The sequence below is a fragment of the Chryseobacterium sp. Bi04 genome (assembly GCF_918698085.1).
Taxonomy (GTDB): domain Bacteria; phylum Bacteroidota; class Bacteroidia; order Flavobacteriales; family Weeksellaceae; genus Chryseobacterium.
In genome coordinates this window covers 95,322-117,237 of record NZ_CAKKLP010000005.1, presented here as the reverse complement: position 1 = coordinate 117,237, position 21,916 = coordinate 95,322, and the positions used below count along the sequence as shown (strand labels likewise).

At 36.8% G+C, this 21,916-nt stretch carries 18 protein-coding genes; 6 read left to right on the top strand and 12 right to left on the bottom strand.

The window, feature by feature from the left end; genetic code table 11:
- Positions 1-47 precede the first annotated feature (47 nt).
- Positions 48-1,172 (bottom strand): resolvase, encoded by a 1,125-nt coding sequence (locus LQV47_RS10110; RefSeq protein WP_230036471.1) that lies wholly within the window; start codon positions 1,170-1,172, stop codon positions 48-50.
- A gap of 160 nt (positions 1,173-1,332) precedes the next feature.
- On the opposite strand from LQV47_RS10110, the gene LQV47_RS10105 reads away from it, so the two are divergent.
- Positions 1,333-1,896: a hypothetical protein gene (locus LQV47_RS10105; protein ID WP_230036469.1), complete on the top strand. Its 564-nt coding sequence runs from the start codon at positions 1,333-1,335 to the stop codon at positions 1,894-1,896.
- Between the two features lie 391 nt (positions 1,897-2,287).
- On the opposite strand, the gene infC is transcribed toward LQV47_RS10105, so the two are convergent.
- Both infC and thrS read right to left on the bottom strand, forming a co-directional pair.
- Positions 2,288-2,848, bottom strand: a complete 561-nt coding sequence (infC, locus tag LQV47_RS10100) for a translation initiation factor IF-3 (protein ID WP_076352026.1) — start codon at positions 2,846-2,848, stop codon at positions 2,288-2,290.
- Between the two features lie 105 nt (positions 2,849-2,953).
- Complete coding sequence (gene thrS / locus LQV47_RS10095) at positions 2,954-4,873, bottom strand: threonine--tRNA ligase (protein WP_230036467.1); 1,920 nt, start codon at positions 4,871-4,873, stop codon at positions 2,954-2,956.
- A 382-nt stretch (positions 4,874-5,255) separates the two neighbouring features.
- Between thrS and LQV47_RS10090 the strand changes: the two genes are divergently transcribed.
- On the top strand, positions 5,256-6,230 hold the full coding sequence (locus tag LQV47_RS10090) for a membrane dipeptidase (protein ID WP_230036465.1): 975 nt from the start codon (positions 5,256-5,258) through the stop codon (positions 6,228-6,230).
- Between the two features lie 534 nt (positions 6,231-6,764).
- Here LQV47_RS10090 and LQV47_RS10085 read toward each other — a convergent pair.
- Positions 6,765-8,312: a hypothetical protein gene (locus LQV47_RS10085; RefSeq protein WP_230036463.1), complete on the bottom strand. Its 1,548-nt coding sequence runs from the start codon at positions 8,310-8,312 to the stop codon at positions 6,765-6,767.
- Positions 8,313-8,460: 148 nt separating this feature from the next.
- Between LQV47_RS10085 and LQV47_RS10080 the strand changes: the two genes are divergently transcribed.
- Genes LQV47_RS10080 through leuB form a run of 4 tightly spaced genes read left to right on the top strand, consistent with a single transcriptional unit; the run spans position 8,461 to position 12,772 of the window.
- The gene (locus tag LQV47_RS10080; protein WP_230036461.1) at positions 8,461-9,624 is read left to right on the top strand and encodes a 2-isopropylmalate synthase; all 1,164 of its coding nucleotides are present in this window, start codon (positions 8,461-8,463) and stop codon (positions 9,622-9,624) included.
- Between the two features lie 29 nt (positions 9,625-9,653).
- On the top strand, positions 9,654-11,042 hold the full coding sequence (gene leuC, locus LQV47_RS10075) for a 3-isopropylmalate dehydratase large subunit (protein ID WP_230036459.1): 1,389 nt from the start codon (positions 9,654-9,656) through the stop codon (positions 11,040-11,042).
- A 16-nt stretch (positions 11,043-11,058) separates the two neighbouring features.
- Positions 11,059-11,667 carry a 3-isopropylmalate dehydratase small subunit gene (gene leuD, locus LQV47_RS10070; protein WP_230036457.1) on the top strand — a complete coding sequence of 203 codons (609 nt, stop codon included), beginning with the start codon at positions 11,059-11,061 and terminating at the stop codon, positions 11,665-11,667.
- Complete coding sequence (leuB, locus tag LQV47_RS10065) at positions 11,648-12,772, top strand: 3-isopropylmalate dehydrogenase (protein WP_230036455.1); 1,125 nt, start codon at positions 11,648-11,650, stop codon at positions 12,770-12,772. Before leuD ends, leuB begins: the two co-directional genes overlap by 20 nt.
- 108 nt (positions 12,773-12,880) lie before the next feature.
- Here leuB and LQV47_RS10060 read toward each other — a convergent pair whose 3' ends face one another.
- From LQV47_RS10060 to LQV47_RS10025, 8 genes are all read right to left on the bottom strand, one after another.
- Positions 12,881-13,066: a hypothetical protein gene (locus tag LQV47_RS10060; RefSeq protein ID WP_230036453.1), complete on the bottom strand. Its 186-nt coding sequence runs from the start codon at positions 13,064-13,066 to the stop codon at positions 12,881-12,883.
- An 11-nt stretch (positions 13,067-13,077) separates the two neighbouring features.
- Positions 13,078-13,683: a DUF4230 domain-containing protein gene (locus LQV47_RS10055; RefSeq protein WP_230036451.1), complete on the bottom strand. Its 606-nt coding sequence runs from the start codon at positions 13,681-13,683 to the stop codon at positions 13,078-13,080.
- Between the two features lie 4 nt (positions 13,684-13,687).
- Positions 13,688-14,251, bottom strand: coding sequence for a thioredoxin family protein (locus LQV47_RS10050; protein ID WP_230036449.1), 564 nt, complete (start codon positions 14,249-14,251; stop codon positions 13,688-13,690).
- A gap of 3 nt (positions 14,252-14,254) precedes the next feature.
- On the bottom strand, positions 14,255-14,722 hold the full coding sequence (locus LQV47_RS10045; RefSeq protein WP_230036447.1) for a nucleoside triphosphate pyrophosphohydrolase family protein: 468 nt from the start codon (positions 14,720-14,722) through the stop codon (positions 14,255-14,257).
- A gap of 199 nt (positions 14,723-14,921) precedes the next feature.
- Positions 14,922-15,341: a hypothetical protein gene (locus LQV47_RS10040; RefSeq protein WP_230036445.1), complete on the bottom strand. Its 420-nt coding sequence runs from the start codon at positions 15,339-15,341 to the stop codon at positions 14,922-14,924.
- 13 nt (positions 15,342-15,354) lie between these two features.
- Positions 15,355-16,062 (bottom strand): TNT domain-containing protein, encoded by a 708-nt coding sequence (locus tag LQV47_RS10035; RefSeq protein WP_230036444.1) that lies wholly within the window; start codon positions 16,060-16,062, stop codon positions 15,355-15,357.
- A 487-nt stretch (positions 16,063-16,549) separates the two neighbouring features.
- A complete protein-coding gene (locus LQV47_RS10030; RefSeq protein ID WP_230036442.1) occupies positions 16,550-18,790 on the bottom strand; it encodes a zinc-dependent metalloprotease in 2,241 nt (746 codons plus the stop codon).
- A 193-nt stretch (positions 18,791-18,983) separates the two neighbouring features.
- Positions 18,984-21,914, bottom strand: a complete 2,931-nt coding sequence (locus LQV47_RS10025) for a reprolysin-like metallopeptidase (RefSeq protein WP_230036440.1) — start codon at positions 21,912-21,914, stop codon at positions 18,984-18,986.
- Positions 21,915-21,916: the final 2 nt, after the last annotated feature.

The following is a 21,916-nucleotide window of genomic DNA, read 5'->3' as shown; positions in this document are numbered from 1 at the left end:
CTCCATAAACACTGGCTGGTTTCAGGGGTTTTTATCTTACTTCTTTCCTAACGGGGCCAATTGCTATAGGGGTTATAATACTTTTTTTTCATTCGAAACAGATTAGCCTTCAGCTGAATTTTTATGAAAGCCGCTTTTTGCTTTTTGCCATTTGATGAAGCTGAATTGGTAGGATAAACTTCGGCATAAAAGGTTTCATCATCCGCCCAAAAAGCTTTTGTGCCATCGGCTATTTTGAACTTAGTAAAGTTGACATACAAAAGGTCTTCAAGATTATAACTTTGTTTCACATATTTACTGATTGCAAAATCACTTCCCACATCATTGTTTGAAACAATATAGGAAATCCAGTCTTTCTTGGGAAGAACCTGCGGATAACCCGCTGTAAAGAGTTGAAAATTAACTGAAGATTTTACATTATAAAAAGAATAATACGTATCTGAAGTCTCCATTGAGCTTTCTTTGAAAACCTGTAAATACAGGTAAGGGGATACTCCTATATATTCATAGGATAAGAGTCCGTCTTCTGTAGATACATTCTCATGTTGTGTAATCAGTTTTTTTTCTGTTGTGCTATTGATGTATAGCCATTTATTACCTTCCAGGATTACATGTGGATCTTTTATTAAAACTTCATCGATTCGTTTGTTAGAGGCTGTTTTAAATTCCTCTTCAGAGACTTCTGCTATGGTACCATATGTACTGAACGATTTATTTTTTACATCCTGAGACTTTTTAAATACACTGCTTCTGATCTCATAAAGATCAACACCTTGTAAAGTCAAGTCAAATCCTGCAGTGAATTCTGATTTTAAGACAAAAGCTTCAATGCTGTTCGAAATAGTATTATTAATGCTGTAATGAATAGAGTAGAAGTCATCAAACTCTTCAAATCCATAATAATTATCCAGTTTATTGTAAGCTATTTTCAAATGGGCAGCATCTTTATCCGGAGCTATAAAAAACCTTACAGAATCCAGCCTGGTAAATAATTGAAAGGGCACATCCTGTACATTATCTACACCTTTTATCTTTTTAAAATCAGCAAATGTTATGTTTTTCTGTGTAACTTCAGCTTCCGGTTTATGCGTTTCTGATATTTTAGTTTGTTGATTACATCCCACAAAAACAACAACCATAGAGGATATAAAGAATTGAGATAAGAGTTTCATTTTCTATATTTTTCAGCCAAAGGTATCAGTATTCAGGGTGGCGGCCAACAAAACCGCTTAATACAGGGAATAAATGGCTGAAAGCAGGGATATATTGAATGGTATATTTTAAACAATTTTACAAAAGATAAATTTAAGTGTTGCAAATTATTTTATATAGATGAAAAATATAATAATCAACTGCTCAATGGTGATAGCTTTGTTCGTTTCTTGCTCACCTGCTACAGAAAAAAAAGGGGCTGAAAAAGCAGATTCTACGGAGGTAAAAGTAACTACAGTTCCTACATCTGTTCCGGTAAAGGATACCCTATCACAACAAGATATGCCAAGTGATTTTTCAGCGTTAGTTCCTATTGATATACTGAATAGCAAAAGTACAAATGTGCATGAAAAATATGGTATAGAATTCTCCGGCAACTGTTATTCATGTGACTTAGCAAGCTTATCTGTAACAAAGGATAAAATGATATGGACCAATATCTGTGATGAAAACGATACTTTTAAAATTGATAGGTTCTCATTCTCTAATGAAGGAAATAAAACCGTTTTAAAAACACCTGAAGGAACTTATACTATAACTCAAATAGATAAAGCCCCAGTTTACGAACTGGTTATAGAAGGTAAAAAGCTGGAATTAAATAATAAAAGAGTATCCAGGTATTTTACCATCAAAAAAGCGTTGCCACTTTTCAAAGAACATGACTGTGGCGATTTTGAAGGATAATAAACCATCAATTTATTTTGAAGATGAGCAGTGGATCAACGGATCAGTCTTAAAAGTTGGGGGAGAATCTTTAGTGATTCAAAAACTTACCTTTAAAATGATTTACTTGTATAAAAACACAAAATAATATAGGATCATTTTATTCGTAAGAAAGCTATACAGTTATGCATATGCTAACAAAGAATCAATGGGATTGATTTTTACCTTTGAATCCTTAAAAAATACAGCATCAAATACCGTGAAATTTAAATTGCATGAGCTTTCCCAACTTTGACGATTGATCCCGATCAGCTGCCTTTTTCTATATCTCATAAAACTTTTCCCTGAAAACTTTACTATAAAAAAAACCTCAAAGTAATTTGAGGTTTTTATATTAAGATAAATGACTTAATTATTTTGCTGGTTTTTTAGGACTCATCATCATAATCATCCTTTTTCCTTCAAGCTTAGGTAACTGATCTACTTTACCAACATGCTCCAGTTCCTGGGCAAGTTTTAAAAGTAAGATTTCTCCCTGATCCTTAAAGATAATCGAACGTCCTTTAAAAAATACGTAGGTTTTCAATTTTGAACCTTCTTCAAGAAACTTTTCAGCATGCTTTTTCTTAAATTCATAATCGTGATCATCCGTCTGTGGTCCAAAACGGATTTCTTTCACAACTACTTTTACTTGCTTAGCTTTTAGTTCCTTTTGTTTTTTCTTTTGCTCATATAGAAACTTCTTGTATTCTAATATTCTTGCAATGAAAGGTTCAGCCTTATCAGAAATTACTACTAAATCCAATTCCTGTTCCGCAGCAATTTGTCTTGCTTTGTCAATTGGATAAATTCCCGGCTCTACGTTATCGCCCACCAAACGAAGCTCTCTCACACGAATTTTATCGTTGATTAAGTGTAAGTCCTCTTGTACAGGACGTCTTTGTGGGCCCCTGTTGTTAAATCTTTGTGCTATTGTATTATAATTTTATTGGTTAATTACTTAATTTAATTGATTTAAATATTTAAAAACTGAAAGACCCCATTTATTTTTGAATCCTTCCATCTTTTAATTTTAAATTTATATTGCGGCTTCTTTTTTGAAGTAAGAAACGAAATCTTCCATTTTCATTACTCCAAGATCTCCTTCACCACGTCTTCTTACAGAAATTGTACCTTCATTTTCTTCATTCTCTCCTATAACAAGCATGAATGGGATCTTTTTCAATTCAGCATCACGGATCTTTTTACCCGTCTTCTCATTTCTGTCGTCAATCTGACCGCTAATATCGTGATTTTCCAAAAATTGTGAAACTTTTTTTGCATAATCTACATATTTTTCACTGATCGGTAGAATAATAAACTGATCAGGGCTTAACCATAACGGGAAGTCTCCTGCAGTATTTTCTAATAAAATCGCAATAAAACGTTCCATAGAACCGAAAGGAGCTCTGTGAATCATTACCGGTCTGTGCTTTTCATTATCATTTCCAATGTAGTGAAGGTCAAATCTTTCCGGCAAGTTATAATCTACCTGGATCGTTCCCAGCTGCCATTTTCTTCCTAAAGCATCCTTAACCATGAAGTCAAGTTTAGGACCGTAGAATGCTGCCTCACCATATTCAACAACAGTTTTCAGACCTTTTTTCTGAGCAGCATTGATGATGGCATTTTCTGCCTTTTCCCAGTTCTCATCAGAACCGATATATTTCTCTTTGTTCTCAGGATCTCTTAATGAAACCTGGGTTACAAAATCTTCAAATCCTAAAGATTTAAATACATAAAGAGTTAAATCAATTACTTTTTCAAATTCTTCAGAAAGCTGATCCGGAGTACAGAAAAGGTGAGCATCATCCTGAGTAAATCCACGAACTCTTGTCAATCCGTGAAGCTCTCCACTTTGCTCATATCTGTAAACAGTTCCGAATTCTGCATATCTTTTAGGAAGATCTCTATAGCTCCATTGTGAAGTTTTATAAATCTCACAGTGGTGCGGGCAGTTCATAGGCTTTAATAAAAATTCTTCTCCTTCGTTAGGCGTTTTGATCGGCTGGAAGCTATCTGCGCCATATTTATCCCAGTGTCCCGAAGTTACATATAATTCTTTGGCCCCGATATGTGGAGACATTACAAATTCATAACCTCCTTTTTTCTGAGCATCACTAAGGAAGTTTTCTAATTTTCTTCTTAAAGCAGTACCTTTTGGTAACCATAACGGAAGACCGGCTCCTACTTTTTCAGAAAATGCAAAAATTCCAAGTTCTTTACCTAATTTTCTGTGATCTCTTCTTTTAGCTTCTTCTAACCTTTCAAGATATTCAGTAAGTTCTTTCTGTTTAGGGAAAGAAATTCCGTATACCCTTGTCAGCTGAGGGTTCTTTTCATTTCCTCTCCAGTATGCGCCGGCTGCATTTAAAATCTTAACAGCTTTTACAATTCCTGTGTTGGGAATGTGCCCACCACGACATAGATCCGTAAAGTTATCATGAGTCACAAAAGTGATTTCTCCATCATTAAGATTAGAGATCAATTCTACTTTATAAGGATTGTCTGCATAGATTTTTAAAGCTTCATCTTTAGAAACCGGGTATAAAGAGAATGTAGAACCTTTCTTGGCATTTTCAAGAACTTTCTTTTCAATCTTCTCAAAATCCTTTTCAGATAAGCTCTCATCTCCGAAATCTACATCATAATAGAATCCGCTTTCAATAGCCGGACCGATCGTCAACTTAGCATTAGGATAAAACTCAAGGATAGCCTGCGCCAAAAGGTGGGCAGAAGAATGCCAGAAAGCTTTCTTTCCAAGATCATCATTCCAGGTCAATAGCTGTATCGTAGAATCCGTGGTTATAGGTGTGGTTATTTCTACTTGTTTGTCATTAACAATTGCGGAAATGGTATTTCTAGCCAATCCCTCGCTTATAGATTTTGCCACATCTAGGGGAGTAACTGCTCCCTCGAATTCTTTGACACTACTGTCTGGAAGTGTAATTTTTATCATTGTTTACTAAGAAATTTTAAGATGCAAAAATACGCATTTTTTAGATAAAATACTACATCAGTACCTATTTAGATTGATAATTAATATAAAAATATAAAAGATTTCAGCCGTTTTGGATGGGCTTAGTTTTACTTTCAGCAGTTCTTTGAGAGAAATTCTGCTGTTTCATGCCTGTAAACGGTATATTGAGCTTTCTTGCCTGCAAAAATATTTTTAATTAAACTATTAACATAATAGATAATGTAAATGTTGCGAACTCATTTAAAATATGACTTCCTGGTGATTATTAATAGTATTTTTAAAGGTCCGGAAATAAGAAAAAGAAGGATGGGGTATTAGTCCTCACAATGAATACATGAAAATCAAGATATAAATTTCTACTATGAATACTATAAATATCGATCTGCACTGTGATCTGTTGTATTATCTGCTCAATTCAAATGTGAGCCTTGATGATAAGGAAATTGGCTGTTCACTGCCTTATCTGAAGCAGGGAAATGTAAAACTTCAGGTGATGGCCATATATGCCGGAACCGGAGCAGGCAGTACTGGTTATGGATTACAGCAGAGTCAGTTGTTTTCGGAGCTCATTAAAAATGAGAACTTTTTCCTTTTTAATAATAACAATTATCAATCGTCTGAAAATAAAGATCGGATAGGAGTTATTGCTTCCATTGAAAATGCATCCGCTTTCTGTGATGAAAATGAAAGCCTGGATTCCGGGTTTAAAAAGCTTGAAAATATAATCCAAAATACACAGAAAATATTGTATATAGGGATTACTCACCATTCAGAAAACCGTTTTGGAGGGGGAAACAATGCAGAAGCAGGGCTAAAAGAAGATGGAAAAGTTTTAATCGACTATATTGCTGACAGAAAAATTGCAATAGATCTGGCCCACACAAGCGATCAGCTGGCTTATGACATTTTTACCTATATAGATCAGAAGAATTATTCCATTCCTATCCTGGCAAGCCATTCCAACTACAGAAGTATTTATGAGAATAAAAGAAATCTTCCCGATGAACTGGCTAAAGAAGTGATCAGAAGAAAAGGACTTATTGGGCTTAACTTTATCAAAGATTATGTCGATCTGGAGCAGCCGGAAAGATTATATGAACACATTCAATATGGGCTTGATCTTGGCGGAGCAAACAGTATTGCTTATGGAGCAGACTATTTCTATTGGAAAGATCATCCGGATACACCCCGCCACCCATTTTTCTTTCCTGAACATTCTAATGCTTCAGTATATCCATCCATCAATAAAGAAATTGAAGAAAGATTCTCTGCCGGATTGGTAGAAAAAATAAGCCATAAGAATGCTTTACATTTTATAGAAAGTATGTATAAATAATCCTGCTTTAACTAAATAACATGGATTTAGCCCACTTAAGTAAGTACAAAAATTACTGAATACAAGTAAGTTCACTTTAGAAGAAAATCAAAGATTTTCATAAAACTCATGTGTACTTCTCAGCAGTTTGATATTAACTAAAAAAACTCTTAAGTGTCTAAATCTTTTGTGACTTTGTGGTTATATTTCTTTCACAGATTGAGCAGATTTTTATTATGCCTGGATTCCTGCGGAATGACAAGTACTGTTACTCTAATTGAATAAGATAATACCTGCAAAAATTGTCATTCCGCAGGAATCCAGCTACTTAAAATTAGCTTTACAAAACGTAAATAATAGCTATGCTCAGATTCCTGTGATGACAAATATGCCGTTCTAAAGACTGCATATTTTTTAAACACTTAGCTCACTTAAGTAAGTACAATCAGAATCTTAAGTGTCTAAATCTTTTGTGACTTTGTGGTTATATTTTTTCGCAGATTGGAATCCAAACTCTCAAAGATTGTCTTCATAAAGCTGTCTATACCATTTATTCTACTGGTTTTTCCTTTTGTATTTCACTTTTTGCTTAATAATCTCAATGACATCTACATGCTGAACTTTAGATTTTATCCATCCGTGAATATCAATGTAAAATAATGACCTTCTATAATACTCGTTGTTAGAAAACTCTTCCAGTTTTTTATCAAAAGCTTTAAAAGCTTTTTGCTGTTGATCTAAAACCTGATTATTCAGATTTTTAAAAAATTCAATGCTTTCAAAATGGAAAACTTCAGGTTTCTTCATTTTTCTAGCAAATTTAGATGTAGAAGCAATAAATTCATCATAGTCTTCATCATTTCCTGATTCATGTTTGGCCATCAGTATTAGAATCCGGGTGTGGAATAATAAATCTTCCTGCACATTTCCTTTTGATTCTATTACCCTCATAGCGTAATCAATGGATTTTTTAAACATTTTACTTCCAAAAAACATCGCTGCCATCTTAAGATAAAGAATCATAAAGTGATGTTCATCAATTCTTTCTCTAAGTTTATCCATTTTTAATTCAATCTCAGGAATAAGTTTGGTCCCGGTGAAAAACTCGCCCTTTACAAAGTGAATATTCATCAGCGTATTATAGTGAGTCAGGAAAATAAGGGACTGAAGATTTTCGTTTTGGGCGAAGTTTTCAGCATTGACCATTCTGTTAAAGCTTTTAAAATGTTCTTCCAGGATGTCTATATTTCCATAGAGAAACAGAATTTTAAGCAGATACGTATTTCCTTTAATATACCAGACTGGATGGCTATAGATCATTTCAGGGTTTTTATGAAATAAATCTACCCATTGATAGGCATACTTCAAGGTGTATTTATAATCCTGTAAAAGCTGATTTTTCCAGACATGCGCTTTAAAGTACCAGAGTTTTTCAGTGAAATTCAGTTTTTCAAGGCTAATGTTTTTGATCTGGGAATTGAAAAATTCAAGAACCTCCTTCCTGTCCGTATCATTTTTTACATAGCCATGAGTAAGCATTTCACTGTACAGTTTCAGTGAAAGATTGGATAATTTTGTTGTATAACGATTCTGCCTGCTTATTTCCTGAGACTGCCGGATGAGCTCGTCGGCACGTCCTTCAATACTCCTTGTAATAAATTGAGATTCAATCACTTTTTCAAGGTCTATGATTTCTGAAGCTATGCTTTTTTCATCCAGTTCCAGGGCAGTTTGCTTCGTTTTGTCCAGTATTTTCAAGGCTTGTTTATAAAGCCCTTTCTGATAGAGAATATTGGCAAAATCAAGCTGTTCCCTGAGCTGAATTCTATAGTTCTGGTGGCTGGGGTTCATGCGGAGACTCACGAGGATCTGTTTGTAAAGGTGAGCCTTAAGATTGGAAAGCTGCTGTTTCGTTGAAATTTTTTTCTCAATAATAATGCTTTCATCATACTCTTTCATCTTATCCATTTCTGAAAACAAAAGGAGAAATTTGGCATCTACATTAATACCGAGACGGTTGACATACAACTTAAACTGACGTTTTTCGGAGGTGGTCAATGACTTTACCAAGACAAACAAGAAATCTTTCTGCAATTCTGCCATTGTAAATTTTTATAATTTAAAACTTTAATTATCAAATACATACACTTGTTTATTTCATTATTGAGTATTGTAGTTTTTACAAAATATAAACGTCTGAAAATATTTCAAGCTGTAGTTTTGAACCAAAATTAAGTAAAAAACTTCATTTATGAATTCCGAAAAAATTGAAATTTTTGATACCACACTGAGAGATGGAGAGCAGGTTCCGGGGTGTAAACTGAATACGGAACAGAAACTGATTATTGCTGAAAGGCTTGATAAGCTAGGGATTGATATCATTGAAGCGGGGTTTCCAATTTCCAGTCCCGGAGATTTTGAATCTGTTTCAGAAATTTCAAAACTCGTAAAAAATGCTAAAGTATGTGGACTCACTAGAGCCAATAAAAAAGACATTGAGGTGGCAGCTGAAGCACTGAAATTTGCTAAAAGACCGAGAATCCATACGGGAATCGGAACTTCCGAATCTCACATCAGATATAAATTCAACTCCACAAAAGATGATATTCTGGAACGTGCTGCTGAAGCGGTAAGATATGCTAAAACTTATGTGGAAGATGTTGAATTTTATGCAGAAGACGCCGGGAGAACTGATAACGAATATCTGGCGCAGGTATGTGAAGCAGTGATTAAGGCCGGGGCTACAGTTTTAAATATTCCTGATACAACAGGGTATTGTCTGCCTGAAGAATATGGTCAGAAAATAAAATATTTGCGTGAAAATGTAAAAGGAATCGAAAAGGCAGTATTGTCATGCCATTGTCACAATGACTTAGGATTGGCAACCGCTAATTCTATTGCAGGAGTAATGAACGGAGCACGTCAGATAGAATGTACAATCAACGGATTGGGAGAAAGAGCAGGAAATACGGCTTTGGAAGAAGTGGTGATGATTTTAAAACAGCATAAAGATCTTAATCTTCATACCGATGTCAACTCCAGAATGCTGAATGAGATGAGCCTGATGGTTTCGGACCTTATGGGCATGTCTGTACAGCCCAATAAAGCCATTGTGGGAGCTAATGCATTTGCCCACAGCTCAGGAATTCACCAGGACGGCGTGATCAAAAACAGAGAAACTTACGAAATCATTGATCCTGAGGAAGTAGGAGTGAGTACATCTTCTATTATTCTTACAGCAAGAAGCGGACGTTCGGCATTGGCTTACCGTTTTAAGCATATTGGCTTTGATGTCACTAAAAATGAACTCGATTATCTGTATCAGGAGTTTTTAAAAGTGGCAGATCTTAAAAAAGAGATTGGTAATGACGATTTAAGCCGGATTATAGAGACTTTCAACCGAAAAATAGGATAGGATTGATTTAAAATCAAGATAAAATAAAAATGAAGAACGATAAAAAGACACTTTTTGATAAAGTTTGGGATGCCCACGTGGTGGAAACCATTCCGAACGGACCTCAGATTATTTATATTGACAAACACCTTATTCATGAAGTAACCAGCCCTCAGGCTTTTGCAGAACTGGAATCCAGAAATCTTGAAGTTTTCCGACCGGAACAGATTGTAGCAACCGCGGACCACAACGTACCCACTCTTCATCAGGAAGAGCCGATACGGGATGAATTGTCCAGAAACCAGGTTCAGCAGCTTACCGAAAATTGCGAGAAAAATAATATAAAACTGTTCGGTCTTGGACATGAATACCAGGGAATTGTTCACATCATTGCCCCCGAATTGGGAATTACCCAGCCGGGGATGAGTATTGTTTGCGGAGACAGCCATACTTCCACGCATGGTGCTTTTGGCGCTATTGCTTTTGGAATAGGAACAAGCCAGGTTGCCCAGGTTTTTGCAAGCCAATGTCTGCTGCTTAACAAGCCCAAATCGATGAGAATTACCGTAAACGGCAGATTGAATGAAAATGTTCAGCCTAAAGATGTGATTCTTTATATTATTTCAAAAATAGGAACAGATGGGGGAACAGGATATTTCTGTGAATATGCCGGAAACGTATTTGAAGAAATGTCTATGGAGGGAAGAATGACTGTTTGCAATATGAGCATTGAAATGGGGGCCAGAGGAGGAATGATTGCCCCTGATGAAACTACCTTTGAGTATATAAAGGGAAAGGTTTTTGCTCCGGAAGGTGAAGAATGGCAAGAAAAAGTAGCGTATTGGAGAGGTTTAAAAACAGATGAAGAAGCTGTTTTTGATAAAGAACTGACATTTGAAGCTTCAGAAATCTATCCAATGATCACGTATGGAACGAATCCCGGAATGGGGATCTCAATCCGTGAGCTTATTCCTGTTCCTCAGAATGAGTCGGAAGAAAAAGCGTTACGCTATATGGGATTAAAGGCAGGGCAGGCTCCTTCCCATATTAAGGTCAGTTATGTATTCATCGGAAGCTGTACCAATGCAAGGATAGAGGATTTCCGTTCTGCAGCTCAATATATCAAAGGAAAAAGCAAATCTGAAACAGTACAGGCATTAATTGTTCCGGGTTCTCAGCAGGTGGTAAAACAGATCTATGAAGAAGGATTGGATAAAATTTTCAATGAGGCCGGATTTCAGATTCGTCAACCCGGATGTTCAGCTTGTCTGGCCATGAATGATGATAAGATCCCGGAAGGAGAATATTGTGTATCCACTTCAAACAGAAACTTTGAAGGCAGGCAGGGACAAGGTTCCAGAACCATTCTTGCAAGCCCGCTTACAGCAGCTAAAGCTGCCATAGAAGGCAGGATCACTGCTTTTGAAAGTTTAAATTAAACAGATTAACAAGTACATGCAAAAATTAGTTGTTTTAAAATCCCGCGCAGTACCATTGCCGGCAGAAAATATAGATACCGATCAGATTATTCCGGCCAGATTCCTAAAAAGTATAGACAGAAAAGGTTTTGGTGAAAATCTGTTCAGAGATTGGAGGTACAATATGCATTCAGGAGAACCTAATCCTGATTTTGTACTGAATAATCCAAAATTCGAAGGAGAAATTTTAGTGGCAGGAAATAATTTCGGATGCGGAAGCAGCAGGGAACACGCAGCATGGTCTTTAACGGACTATGGTTTTAAAGTCATTGTTTCTAGTTATTTTGCCGACATTTTTAAAGGAAATGCTTTAAATAACGGACTTCTTCCGGTAAAAGTTTCTGAAGACTTTTTAAAAGAAATTTTAGAAGGAATCACTGAAAATCCAAATAATGAAATTGCCATTGATGTAGAACTGCAGTCCATCAGTTTCAAAGATACAACCGAAACTTTTGAGATTGATTCTTACAAAAAAATATGCCTGTTGAACGGCTATGATGATATTGATTTTTTAATCAGCAGAAAACAGGTGATACAAGAGTTTGAACTAAAAACACAAAAGAAAAATGAGCGACAAGTATTTTAAAATTGCGGTTCTTCCCGGAGACGGAATAGGACCTGAGATCATCAAAGAAAGTATAAAAATACTGGATGTCATAGCTGAAGTCTTTCAGTATGAATTTCAGTTCGAACACGGATTGATTGGTGCTGAAGCTATTTTTAAGACCGGAGACCCTTTACCCGAAGAAACGTTGAAGATCTGCAAAAATTCTGATGCCGTTCTTTTTGGAGCGATAGGTGATCCTGTTTTCGATAATAATCCTGAAGCAAAAGTAAGACCTGAACAGGGGCTTCTAAAACTTCGTAAGGAGCTGGGTTTATTTGCCAATATCAGGCCTTTGAAAACCTATTCTTCACTGATTGACAAAAGCCCGCTTAAAAGAGAAATCATTGAAGGGGCAGATATTCAGATCTTCAGAGAATTGGTAAGCGGAATCTATTTTGGTGAAAAGTTTACAGATCCTGAAGGAGCGTATGCCTATGACGTATGCAAATATAGCCGTGAAGATATTCTTCCTATTGCCCATATGGCGTTTCAGGAAGCTCAGAAGAGAAATAAAAAACTGACGCTTATTGACAAAGCCAATGTATTGGATACATCAAGATTATGGAGGAAGATCTGTCAGGAGATTGCTTCAGAATATCCGGACGTGCAGCTGGATTATATGTTTGTAGATAATGCAGCAATGCAGCTGATTCTTAACCCTAAACAGTTTGATGTTATTGTAACTGAAAATATGTTCGGGGATATTATTTCTGATGAAGCCAGTGTGATCGGAGGATCTATCGGATTGCTTCCGTCAGCTTCCATTGGTGAGAAAAATGCATTGTTCGAACCTATCCACGGTTCTTATCCGCAGGCAAAAGGTAAGGGTATTGCCAATCCTATTGCTTCTATTCTTAGCGTTGCCATGATGTTGGATCACCTTAATTTACAGACGGCTGCAGATAAACTGAGGCAATCTGTAGAGCATGCTATTGAAAATAAGTATGTTACCATCGATCTTAATACCAAACAGTATTATTCCACAAGTGAAGTAGGAAGCTTTATTGCAGATCATATAAAATATTCCGAAAAATCTTATTACAATTTTGAAAATGTAAAAATCGGAAAGTCCACCATCGTATAGGTACAAAAAGTTCATTTAGATAGTTAGAAGAAAGGTCCTGCCTCATTAGAGACGGGACCTTTCAATTGTATTCTGTAAAAGAAGTGATAAGACCTTAATGGTTTTACTTTACTCCTTTGTATTATCCGTTTTTCCTGATTTACCTTTAGACGATTTTTGAATATCCTCTTTATCAATCTCAGGTGGATTGCTCTTTTTCGATGATGCAGGAATGTTTTGGAAATCCTCATTCTGCTTTTTGGTTTCTGCGATATTGGCAGGTTCTTTCTTATTGCTTTTTCCTTTTGAGTCCATAGCTTGAATTTTTAGAGTCCTAGAAGACCGATCTTTCCGGTTTTATCTTCTATGGTATAATTCAAAGCCTTTGCCAAAACAAAAACATTATTAAGATTTTCCATTAATTGTTTGCGTCCCTCACTTCTCAATTGATTTTCATCAATAGATTTCATCGCAGTTTGCTTAGCTTTTTCCGTTACATTCTTAATGTCTTTTTCCGTAATCCTATTAAAAAAGGAATCGTCCAAAGATTGGATTTCAACACTGGGAGTAATTCTTATGTCTGCATCAGGAAGTTCGGTGATCACCAGCTTTTTGTTGATGGAATCTACCTCAATCTTCATCTTATTAAGATCATAAGAAACCTGTGCCGTGGTTTTGGTATAGGTAATGATGCTGTTATTTGAAACCTCTTTTCCGAATACTTCATAACCCATTTTGGTCTTCTGCATACTGGACGTATTCTGCTCCATTACCACCATCTTATTCATCTTGGAAATCTGGTTGGTCAGAATATAATAATCCGACTTCTCAGTTTTATTAGTGAGAGTAAGACAGGACTTAAGCCCGAAAAACAGAAGCACCATGACCCCTGCGCCTGCTACAAATGATAAAATTGTTTTATAATTTCTCACAAATCTATTTAAAAATTTCTTTTATTACAGATGTATCATTCTTTTTCAAAATCTCTGCCAGATCTCTTTCAATATATCCTGAAGTAGGCATTTCTACAATTCTTCCAATTTCTTTTCCATATTTTTTCAAAATAATGGTAGGCACTTTCTGGATATTGTAAAGACTTTCGTCTCCCGTAGGAGATTCTTTTTTACGGTTTACCGCAATAATGGTAAGCTTAGAGTCCGGATAACTTACTTCTTCCAATATTTTCATCAGCCTTGGGATATCTCTGTGGCTGTCTTCACACCATGTTCCCATGAAAACAATAATGTCACAAGAACCCAGTCTTTCTTTTTTAAGCTCACTGATGGCTTTTGCGTCAAGAGCATATTCATCATGTTCCTTTACATACCAGTCGGCATAAGGAGCTTTCAGAAACTGTTCTTTCAGCTGATGTCCCAAAAGCATTTTACCGTCATTCTGAGTTTCAACCTCCCGGTTAACCACTACTTTTTGAGCGCTAAATTGCTGGACAGCTAAAAAGATGCTTGAAAAGGCAACAATATTCGTAATAAATTTTTTCATATGTTATTTCTCAATGATTGATTTTAAATCAGCAGGAGAGTAGTATTTGTTTTTTAATACTTTATGATCAGCCTGTCTGTAAACATTGAATTTTTCTCCAGATTTTTCATAAAAAGAGGCTACTTCCTTTTCTTTATAAAACTCAACCGTTTCCTTTGCCTGTTCTTCATTATCGCAAGCTTTAGACATATTGGAACGCTGAACTTCGTTGAATAGCTCTACAAATTTGTTGCCAAGTCCGAATTCAAGCACGGCACCACTTAAAACATACTGAAGATCACAAAGTGCATCTGCAATTTCTACAATGTCATTATCTGCAATCGCTTGTTTCAGCTCATTTAACTCTTCCTGAAGAAGCTCTACTCTAAGGTTGCATCTTTCCGGAGAAGGAATTTGTGGGGTATCTAAAATAGGGGCTTTGAAAGTAGTATGGAATTCTGCTACTTGGTTCAGACTATCAATTTTATCCATGAATTTTTTTATTTATGGCAAAGATAGAAAACGATTTGGAGATTGTAAAATGTACAGCGTAAAATGTATTAATGAAGGGGTAGGAAGAGCAATATTCCTGATCATCCTTTTAAAAATATAATTTCCCAAACAAAACAGAAAAACCCACAATTTTAGTTGTGGATTTTGTTTTAAATTCATGGTCTGTATTCAGATGTGGTTATTTTAATTCTTCATATTTCCAGATTCCTGAGATACTTAAGATCGTTAATCCCGGCTGTTTTTCACCATAGCCAAATACACAGAGGTATTTTGAATAACATGTCTGGCAGCTGGTTCCAAAATATAGGGTTGGCAGATTGTTTACCGTTAAAGGACCGAAATGTGACATTCCGGGTAAAGTTTCCTGTACCATCCCGTTTTTTAATAATTCATTTCCGGATAGTATCTGCTCATCGTGATAAAGCTGAAGGATAGGGAATCCTGATTGGTAAGGAATAATTTCCACTGTATTTTCATGATTGCAGTTACAGCATATGAATTTTACGACAGCGGAAGGAACGGTTTCATTATTAGTGAAAATATCCTTTTGAATGATGGCTTTTTTACCAATATTTATTTTTTTTGATATTGAATACATCTGAATTTATTTATTACTGAATAACGGTACCTACCAGGTTATTGTATTTCCCGCTTGGACTTTTTTTAATAGTTACTTTTATATATCCCTCTTCAGCTAATTTATTCCATGTTTTTGGATATCCTGTGGCAATATCAATGGGAATTTTCCACATGGTTTGTTTTCCATTGCCAGCCTGATTAAACCAGGGAATAATATCTGCCGTTTGGGATTTGAAAGATAGTAAATTATTCAAAACATCTATCTCATAATAGAAATCATATTTGTTTTCAGGTTGGTTTAATGCTCTTTGCGTGAAAGTATATACATATCCATTGATAATAGGGCTTGTAAAGCTGCCGCCTAAAGTAGGAACTCCCGTTCCGTCATAATTTCCTACAGCTCCGCTGTATCGGTCGAATTTTTGTCCTGCCAAAATAGGAACATTATCAACGATATTATAACCACCATTGGCAGGAGGCCATCCTCCGTTCAGACTATTAGCTTTAAACAACGCTTCCAGTTCATTCCATTTACCCTGTTTGTACAGGTCAAATGCCTGGTTTCTTATCGTTTGGTTTACAGCTCCCGGAGCATCATAAGTTAATGCAAAATCATCAGCGTTTTTGTAGAATACAATTTTAACGGGATTAGTGTCTATTACTTCATCATTGTCTGAGCTACAGGCAACCGAAAAGAAAGTAAATGATAAAAGAAAGATGTACTTCAATAAATGTTTCATATAAATAATTTTAATTATGTAAAAATTTAATAAAGTATTATTGGGATTGTATCAATGTTTCTCTGGTAAAAAATGCCTGCTTGAATGTGTCGGTAAGATCGGTGTTTTTCTAAAGGATATTTTCATGAAAAGCATTTGCTGTTAGGCTGGCTTTTAAAGATATGACAATCAGTTCCCATCAAAGAAGTGGCATTAAAGAAGCAGTATGATGAATCGTTGAAACGATTTCTCAGCTCCCTCAAATACTGGCTGGACAAACGGTACAATAATAAACAGTATTGAGTGATAAATTTAAATTAAAAAACCTGAATATTAATTATTTTATTTAATAAAAATTAATTATATGTAAATTAAATATATTGATAAATGGATTATTGAAGGATGTTTTTATTCGAATAAGATTATGGATATGTACTTAAAGAATAAAAAAAAGGCTACTCCTGTGCAGAGCAGCCTTTTCCATCGCGTTATTTTAAAATTAAGGTGATTAATCCTTAATGAATCGTTTTGTTGTTTCTCCTATCTGAATCATATAGGCTCCTTTTATAAGGTTGCTTATATTGGCAGAACCTCTTTGAAGTTTTCCTGTATGTACTAATTTTCCAGACATATCGAAGATTTTATATTCTTCTGTATCCGTATTGGAAACCGTCAGAACATCTTTCACCGGATTAGGGTATAGTCTCATATCGGCTGATGTTTCTTTTGGTGCTTCAGTCACGGATTTTGCTGCCGTAGCAGTTACCGAAATATTGGCATTATTCACATCAAAGAAAATATGATTGGTTCCTTTTACCATAATTCTTCCTGAAGTAGTAGAAGCATTGGGAATCGTCACGGCCTGTGAACCATCATTTGGAGTTCCTGCCAATAGGGTAGTCCAGGTATTTCCGCTGTTGGTTGACCAAAGGATATCTACATTAGCAGTGTTTACACCATTTGCGGTAGTTCCTGCCACATTCCAGGTGATGGTTTGTGTACTTCCTCCGGCATAAGAGGCTGCAGTATTCTGTGAAGTAATATTGAAAGGACCTGCAGTAGCATTAACGGTGATTTTTGCATCATCTGAATTATTCCCTGAACCTCCAGCTCTGTTATCACGAACGGTAAATCTGAAATTCAGGGTTCTTGCTACTGAAGAAAGTGCTTCGACAGTAATTTCCGAACTTGCGGTAGTGGTTGCTCCTGCTAATACGGAAGCCATTCTTGGAAAGTATCTTACCGGGGAGGCTGTGGGTGTCCATGATCTAAAATTAGGACCTGATGTTTTAGTAGCTTTGGCTGCAGAACTGGCTCCTGTCTGACTAGATGTAGCGCTATCCATCTGCTCCCAAATATAGGTAAGGATATCTCCGTTAGCATCAGTTCCTGTTCCTGTCAGCATAAACGGTGTGCTTTTAGGAATGGTATAATCTAATCCCGCGTTAGCTGTAGGAATTGTGTTTCCTGTAAGGGTATTTACAGAGCAGGTTTTAGTTTTAATATTATTGGTGATCTGTTGAATGCTTATGGCATGGAAAAAAGCATCAGAGTTCATTTGGACATCCTGGTCGGTAATTCCTGCGTATCCCATAATAGTAGAACCTGAGCCCGGTTCCATATTATTACCCGTTCTTTCACTATCATGAGACCAGGTATGGTTTCCACCAAACTGATGTCCCATTTCATGAGCTACATAATCGATATCAAAAGTATCACCTGATGGTACGCCATTCGAAGGGGAAGTATAACCGCTTCCTTTATACGCACTAGGATAGGTTGTTCCCAGGTATACATAAGTAGACATATCATTACTGCATATACAGCCGATGCAGCCTGCATTACCACCTCCGCCATCTCTTCCGAACAAATGGCCTACGTCAAAATTAGCATTACCAATAGTGGAACTTAAAGTATTCATTAATTGCAGATTCCAGTTATTCATTGCTGAAGAGGGAGAATAAGGATCTGTAGAAGCATTGGTATAAATAACTGCATCAGTATTGGCAATAAGGACCATTCTTGCTGCAAAATCTTTCTCGAAAACACCATTTACACGGGTCATGGTATTGTTCATTGCTGCTAAAGCCTGTGCTTTTGTTCCTCCAAAATAGGAAGTGTATTCTCCTGTGGTAGACAGCGCCAGTCTAAATGTTCGCAGTGTGGAGTCATTAGCATTTCTGGCAGCAATAGTTGAAGAAGTGCCTTTTTGAGCTGCATCTAATACAGTACATTCAAATTTATTTAAGTTGTCTTTTCTGTCAGACTTCTTATAGATCACATAGGAAGATAAATCTTTAGTATAGGGCTCTATAAAAGTAGCCGATTTATCCCCATAAATTTCCATAAAAGAAAGTCCTAAGGAAGAGATGCTAAAGTAAACTGTTGAAGCAGAATCATCTATGCCCTCTCCAATATAAGACTTGATGTCCGGATACTTTGCTGCCAGTTCAGGCTCAAAGTTTGAATTTTCTGTTACCTTAAACTTTTCCATCTTTCCTTCCGCATTGGGAAAAGAAATAATAATTTGAGATTTTTCATCGGCTGCCAGCCTTTTAGGGGCGCTTGCCAGTGCATTTTTCAAACCATTGATATTTAATTGGTAAATTTTCGGACCATCTATATTGGTCATGTTTTCGAAAACTGGTGAGGCGTTTTTTTGAGATCCCTGAGTCCATAGACGATCTGTCTGTGCGAAGGAAAAACCTGATAATACAAGCATTCCCATCATCAATAATTGTTTTTTCATATAAAAGTGTAATTTTTTACGTTATGTCAAATCTAACGAAAAAACCTTTGTTAAAAATTTAATATTATCATAGAATACATCGATTATTACCAATAGAAATTATAATTAAATGAAAATTTTCAAATAAAATACTAAAAAAAAATAAAGACTGTCCTATACAGAACAGTCTTCACATTAATTTAATTTTAAATTACTAATTCTTAACGAATTTTTTCGTGATCTCTCCAATCTGGATCATATAAGTACCCTTGATAAGGCCGCTTACATTTACAGAGCCTCTTTGAAGCTTTCCGGAATCAACTATTTTCCCTCCCATGTCAAAGATTTTATAATCTTCAGATGCTGTATTTGAAACATACAGTATATCTCTTGCAGGGTTAGGATAGAGCTTAATATCGGTGATCAGATCTTTTGTATTGGATAAGTCTCCTTTTCCGGAAGAAACAATATGCAATGTATAATCTTCAACCTGTCCATACGTGTAAGCTTCACAAGATGAAGTAGGAATAGAGCTGTATTTCATCATGACTCTCATTCTTGTTGATCCAATACCAGCTGTAGCCGGAATAGTAATGGATCCGGTAACAGGAGTTGTAGTAGAGCCAGCTTTAGACCATGCTAATTCTCCACTGTCTGTAAAATCCCCATCACCGTTATAGTCTATGTACACCGCATAAGCTTCGCTGTATTTTGTAGAAGTCCAAACCGGAGTTATAGAAATGGTATAAGCGCTTCCTCTTGTAACATTGGTAGAAACAGAAGTGAAGTTTTCATAACCGGCAGTTCCTGTTGATGTGTTGTTAATGGTTCCGAATTTCACATTTCCGATTCTCTCGTCAGCAGTATTGGATGCAGAAGAAGAACAGTAAGTAACCGTTCCGCCGCCTAATGTTGTAACACTCACTGTATTACTTGAAACAGAAGCATTTCCTGCTGCGTCTTTAGCTTTAACAGAGAAAGAATATGTTGTGGATGGTGTTAATCCTGTAACTGTATACGTGGTAGAAGCAGAAGAACCAATTAATGAAGCACCCTGATATACATCATAACCTGTAACACCCACATTGTCTGTAGCTCCGGACCATGAAAGGTTTGTAGTGGTAGAAGTAGTTCCAGAAGCCGCAAGGGTAGGTGCAGTAGGCGCTACAGTATCAGGAGTACCTGAACCTGCATTTACTGTGATGTTTGCATTATTTACATCAAAGAAAATATGATTGGAACCTTTTACCATAATTCTTCCTGTACTGGTAGAAGCATTAGGAATTGTTACAGCCTGAGAACCGTCATTAGGAGTTCCTGCCAGCAGAGTAGTCCAGGTGCTTCCGCTGTTGGTTGACCAAAGGATATCTACATTGGCGGTGTTTACACCGTTTGCAGTAGTTCCTGCAACATCCCATGTTATCGTCTGGGAGCTGCCTCCTGTATAGGTAGTGGCTGAGTTTTGTGAAGTCACAACAAATGGCCCTGCAGTACTGTTCACAGTAATTACAGCGTCGTCTGAATTGTTTCCTGAACCTCCGGCTCTGTTGTCACGGGCTGTAAATCTGAAGTTTAATGTTCTGGCGACTGATGAAAGGGCCTCAACCGTAATCTCTGAACCGGCTGTAGTCGTTGCTCCTGTTAAGACAGAGGCCATTCTGGGAAAATATCTCACAGGTGCCGTTGTAGGTGCCCATGATCTGAAATTAGGACCTGATGACTTTGTGGCACTGGCTGCAGAGCTTGCTCCGGTTTGGGAAGAGGAAGCATTATCCATCTGTTCCCAGATATAAGTTAAAGCGTCTCCATCAGCATCAGTACTGGTACCTGTAAGCACAAAAGGTGTTCCTTTTGGAATGGTATAATCCAGTCCTGCATTGGCAGTAGGAATTGAATTCCCAGTGCTTGTGTTTACAGAGCAGGTTTTAGCTTTAATATTATTGGTGATCTGCTGAATGCTTATGGCATGGAAGAAAGCATCGGAATGTGGCTGGATATCCTGGCTCGTAATTCCTGCATACCCCATAATGGTTGATCCCGATCCGGGTTCCATATTAGCTCCTGTTCCTTCATTGCTCATAGAGAACGTGTGATTTCCTCCGAACTGATGTCCCATTTCATGAGCTACATAATCAATATCGAAATTATCACCTGAGGGAATAGCATCTGCCGGAGAAGTATAACCGCTTCCTTTAGAACCGTTAACACAGATACAGCCGATACAGCCTGCATTTCCTCCACCTCCGGAAGCTCCGAACAAGTGTCCGATATCATAATTGGCTTCACCAATTACAGATGTTAAGGTGCTTTGTAGTTGAGAATTCCAGCTGCTCATTCCTGAGGCTGCAGAATAAGGGTCTGTAGAAGCGTTGGTGTATACTACGGCATCATTGTTGGCTATTAAAACCATTCTTGCTGCAAAATCTTTTTCAAAGACACCGTTTACACGGGTCATTGTGTTGTTCATGGCTGCTATGGCCAGAGCTTTTGTTCCTCCGAAATAGGTGGTGTATTCCCCTGTACAGGATAATGCCAGTCTGAATGTTCTTAGCTTGGCATCATCGGCATTAGGTCTTGCCGCAAGACCTGCATTGGCAGCGCCTTTTTGTGCAACATCAATTACTGAGCATTCGAACTTGCTGAGATCATCCTTTTTGTCAGATTTTCTATACACTACATAAGTGGAAAGATCTTTGGAGTACGGCTCAATGAATACCGCAGACTTGTCACCGTAAACTTCCATTGAGGATAATCCGAGTGGAGAGATGCTGAAGTATACTGTGGATGCAGAATCGCCAAGCCCTTCTCCCACATAAGATTTAATGTCCGGATATTTTGCAGCAAGCTCAAGTGCAAAATTGGAATTTTCCCTCACTTTAAAATTTTCCATTTTCCCTTCAGAATTTGGAAAAGAAATAATGAGTTCTGATTTTTCGCCGACAGCCAGTCTTTTGGGTGCTTTTGCAAGTGCGTTCTTTAATCCGTTAATATCCAGGCTGTATACCTTTGGGTTGCTGATGCTGGATTTGTTCTCAAAAATCTCAGATGGATTTTTTCTTGAATTTTCGGACCAAAGACGATCTGTCTGTGCGAAAGAAACACCCGTAATCAGGAGCATTCCAATCAGTGTTAATTGTTTTTTCATAT

What these genes read in the sequence shown, in the direction of transcription:
- LQV47_RS10110 (WP_230036471.1), bottom strand. Translation starts at nt 1,172, where the DNA reads ATGAAACTCTTATCTCAATTCTTTATATCCTCTATGGTTGTTGTTTTT.
- LQV47_RS10105 (WP_230036469.1), top strand. Translation starts at nt 1,333, where the DNA reads ATGAAAAATATAATAATCAACTGCTCAATGGTGATAGCTTTGTTCGTT.
- thrS (WP_230036467.1), bottom strand. Translation starts at nt 4,873, where the DNA reads ATGATAAAAATTACACTTCCAGACAGTAGTGTCAAAGAATTCGAGGGA.
- LQV47_RS10090 (WP_230036465.1), top strand. Translation starts at nt 5,256, where the DNA reads ATGAATACTATAAATATCGATCTGCACTGTGATCTGTTGTATTATCTG.
- LQV47_RS10085 (WP_230036463.1), bottom strand. Translation starts at nt 8,312, where the DNA reads ATGGCAGAATTGCAGAAAGATTTCTTGTTTGTCTTGGTAAAGTCATTG.
- LQV47_RS10080 (WP_230036461.1), top strand. Translation starts at nt 8,461, where the DNA reads ATGAATTCCGAAAAAATTGAAATTTTTGATACCACACTGAGAGATGGA.
- leuC (WP_230036459.1), top strand. Translation starts at nt 9,654, where the DNA reads ATGAAGAACGATAAAAAGACACTTTTTGATAAAGTTTGGGATGCCCAC.
- leuD (WP_230036457.1), top strand. Translation starts at nt 11,059, where the DNA reads ATGCAAAAATTAGTTGTTTTAAAATCCCGCGCAGTACCATTGCCGGCA.
- leuB (WP_230036455.1), top strand. Translation starts at nt 11,648, where the DNA reads ATGAGCGACAAGTATTTTAAAATTGCGGTTCTTCCCGGAGACGGAATA.
- LQV47_RS10060 (WP_230036453.1), bottom strand. Translation starts at nt 13,066, where the DNA reads ATGGACTCAAAAGGAAAAAGCAATAAGAAAGAACCTGCCAATATCGCA.
- LQV47_RS10050 (WP_230036449.1), bottom strand. Translation starts at nt 14,251, where the DNA reads ATGAAAAAATTTATTACGAATATTGTTGCCTTTTCAAGCATCTTTTTA.
- LQV47_RS10045 (WP_230036447.1), bottom strand. Translation starts at nt 14,722, where the DNA reads ATGGATAAAATTGATAGTCTGAACCAAGTAGCAGAATTCCATACTACT.
- LQV47_RS10040 (WP_230036445.1), bottom strand. Translation starts at nt 15,341, where the DNA reads ATGTATTCAATATCAAAAAAAATAAATATTGGTAAAAAAGCCATCATT.
- LQV47_RS10035 (WP_230036444.1), bottom strand. Translation starts at nt 16,062, where the DNA reads ATGAAACATTTATTGAAGTACATCTTTCTTTTATCATTTACTTTCTTT.
- LQV47_RS10030 (WP_230036442.1), bottom strand. Translation starts at nt 18,790, where the DNA reads ATGAAAAAACAATTATTGATGATGGGAATGCTTGTATTATCAGGTTTT.
- LQV47_RS10025 (WP_230036440.1), bottom strand. Translation starts at nt 21,914, where the DNA reads ATGAAAAAACAATTAACACTGATTGGAATGCTCCTGATTACGGGTGTT.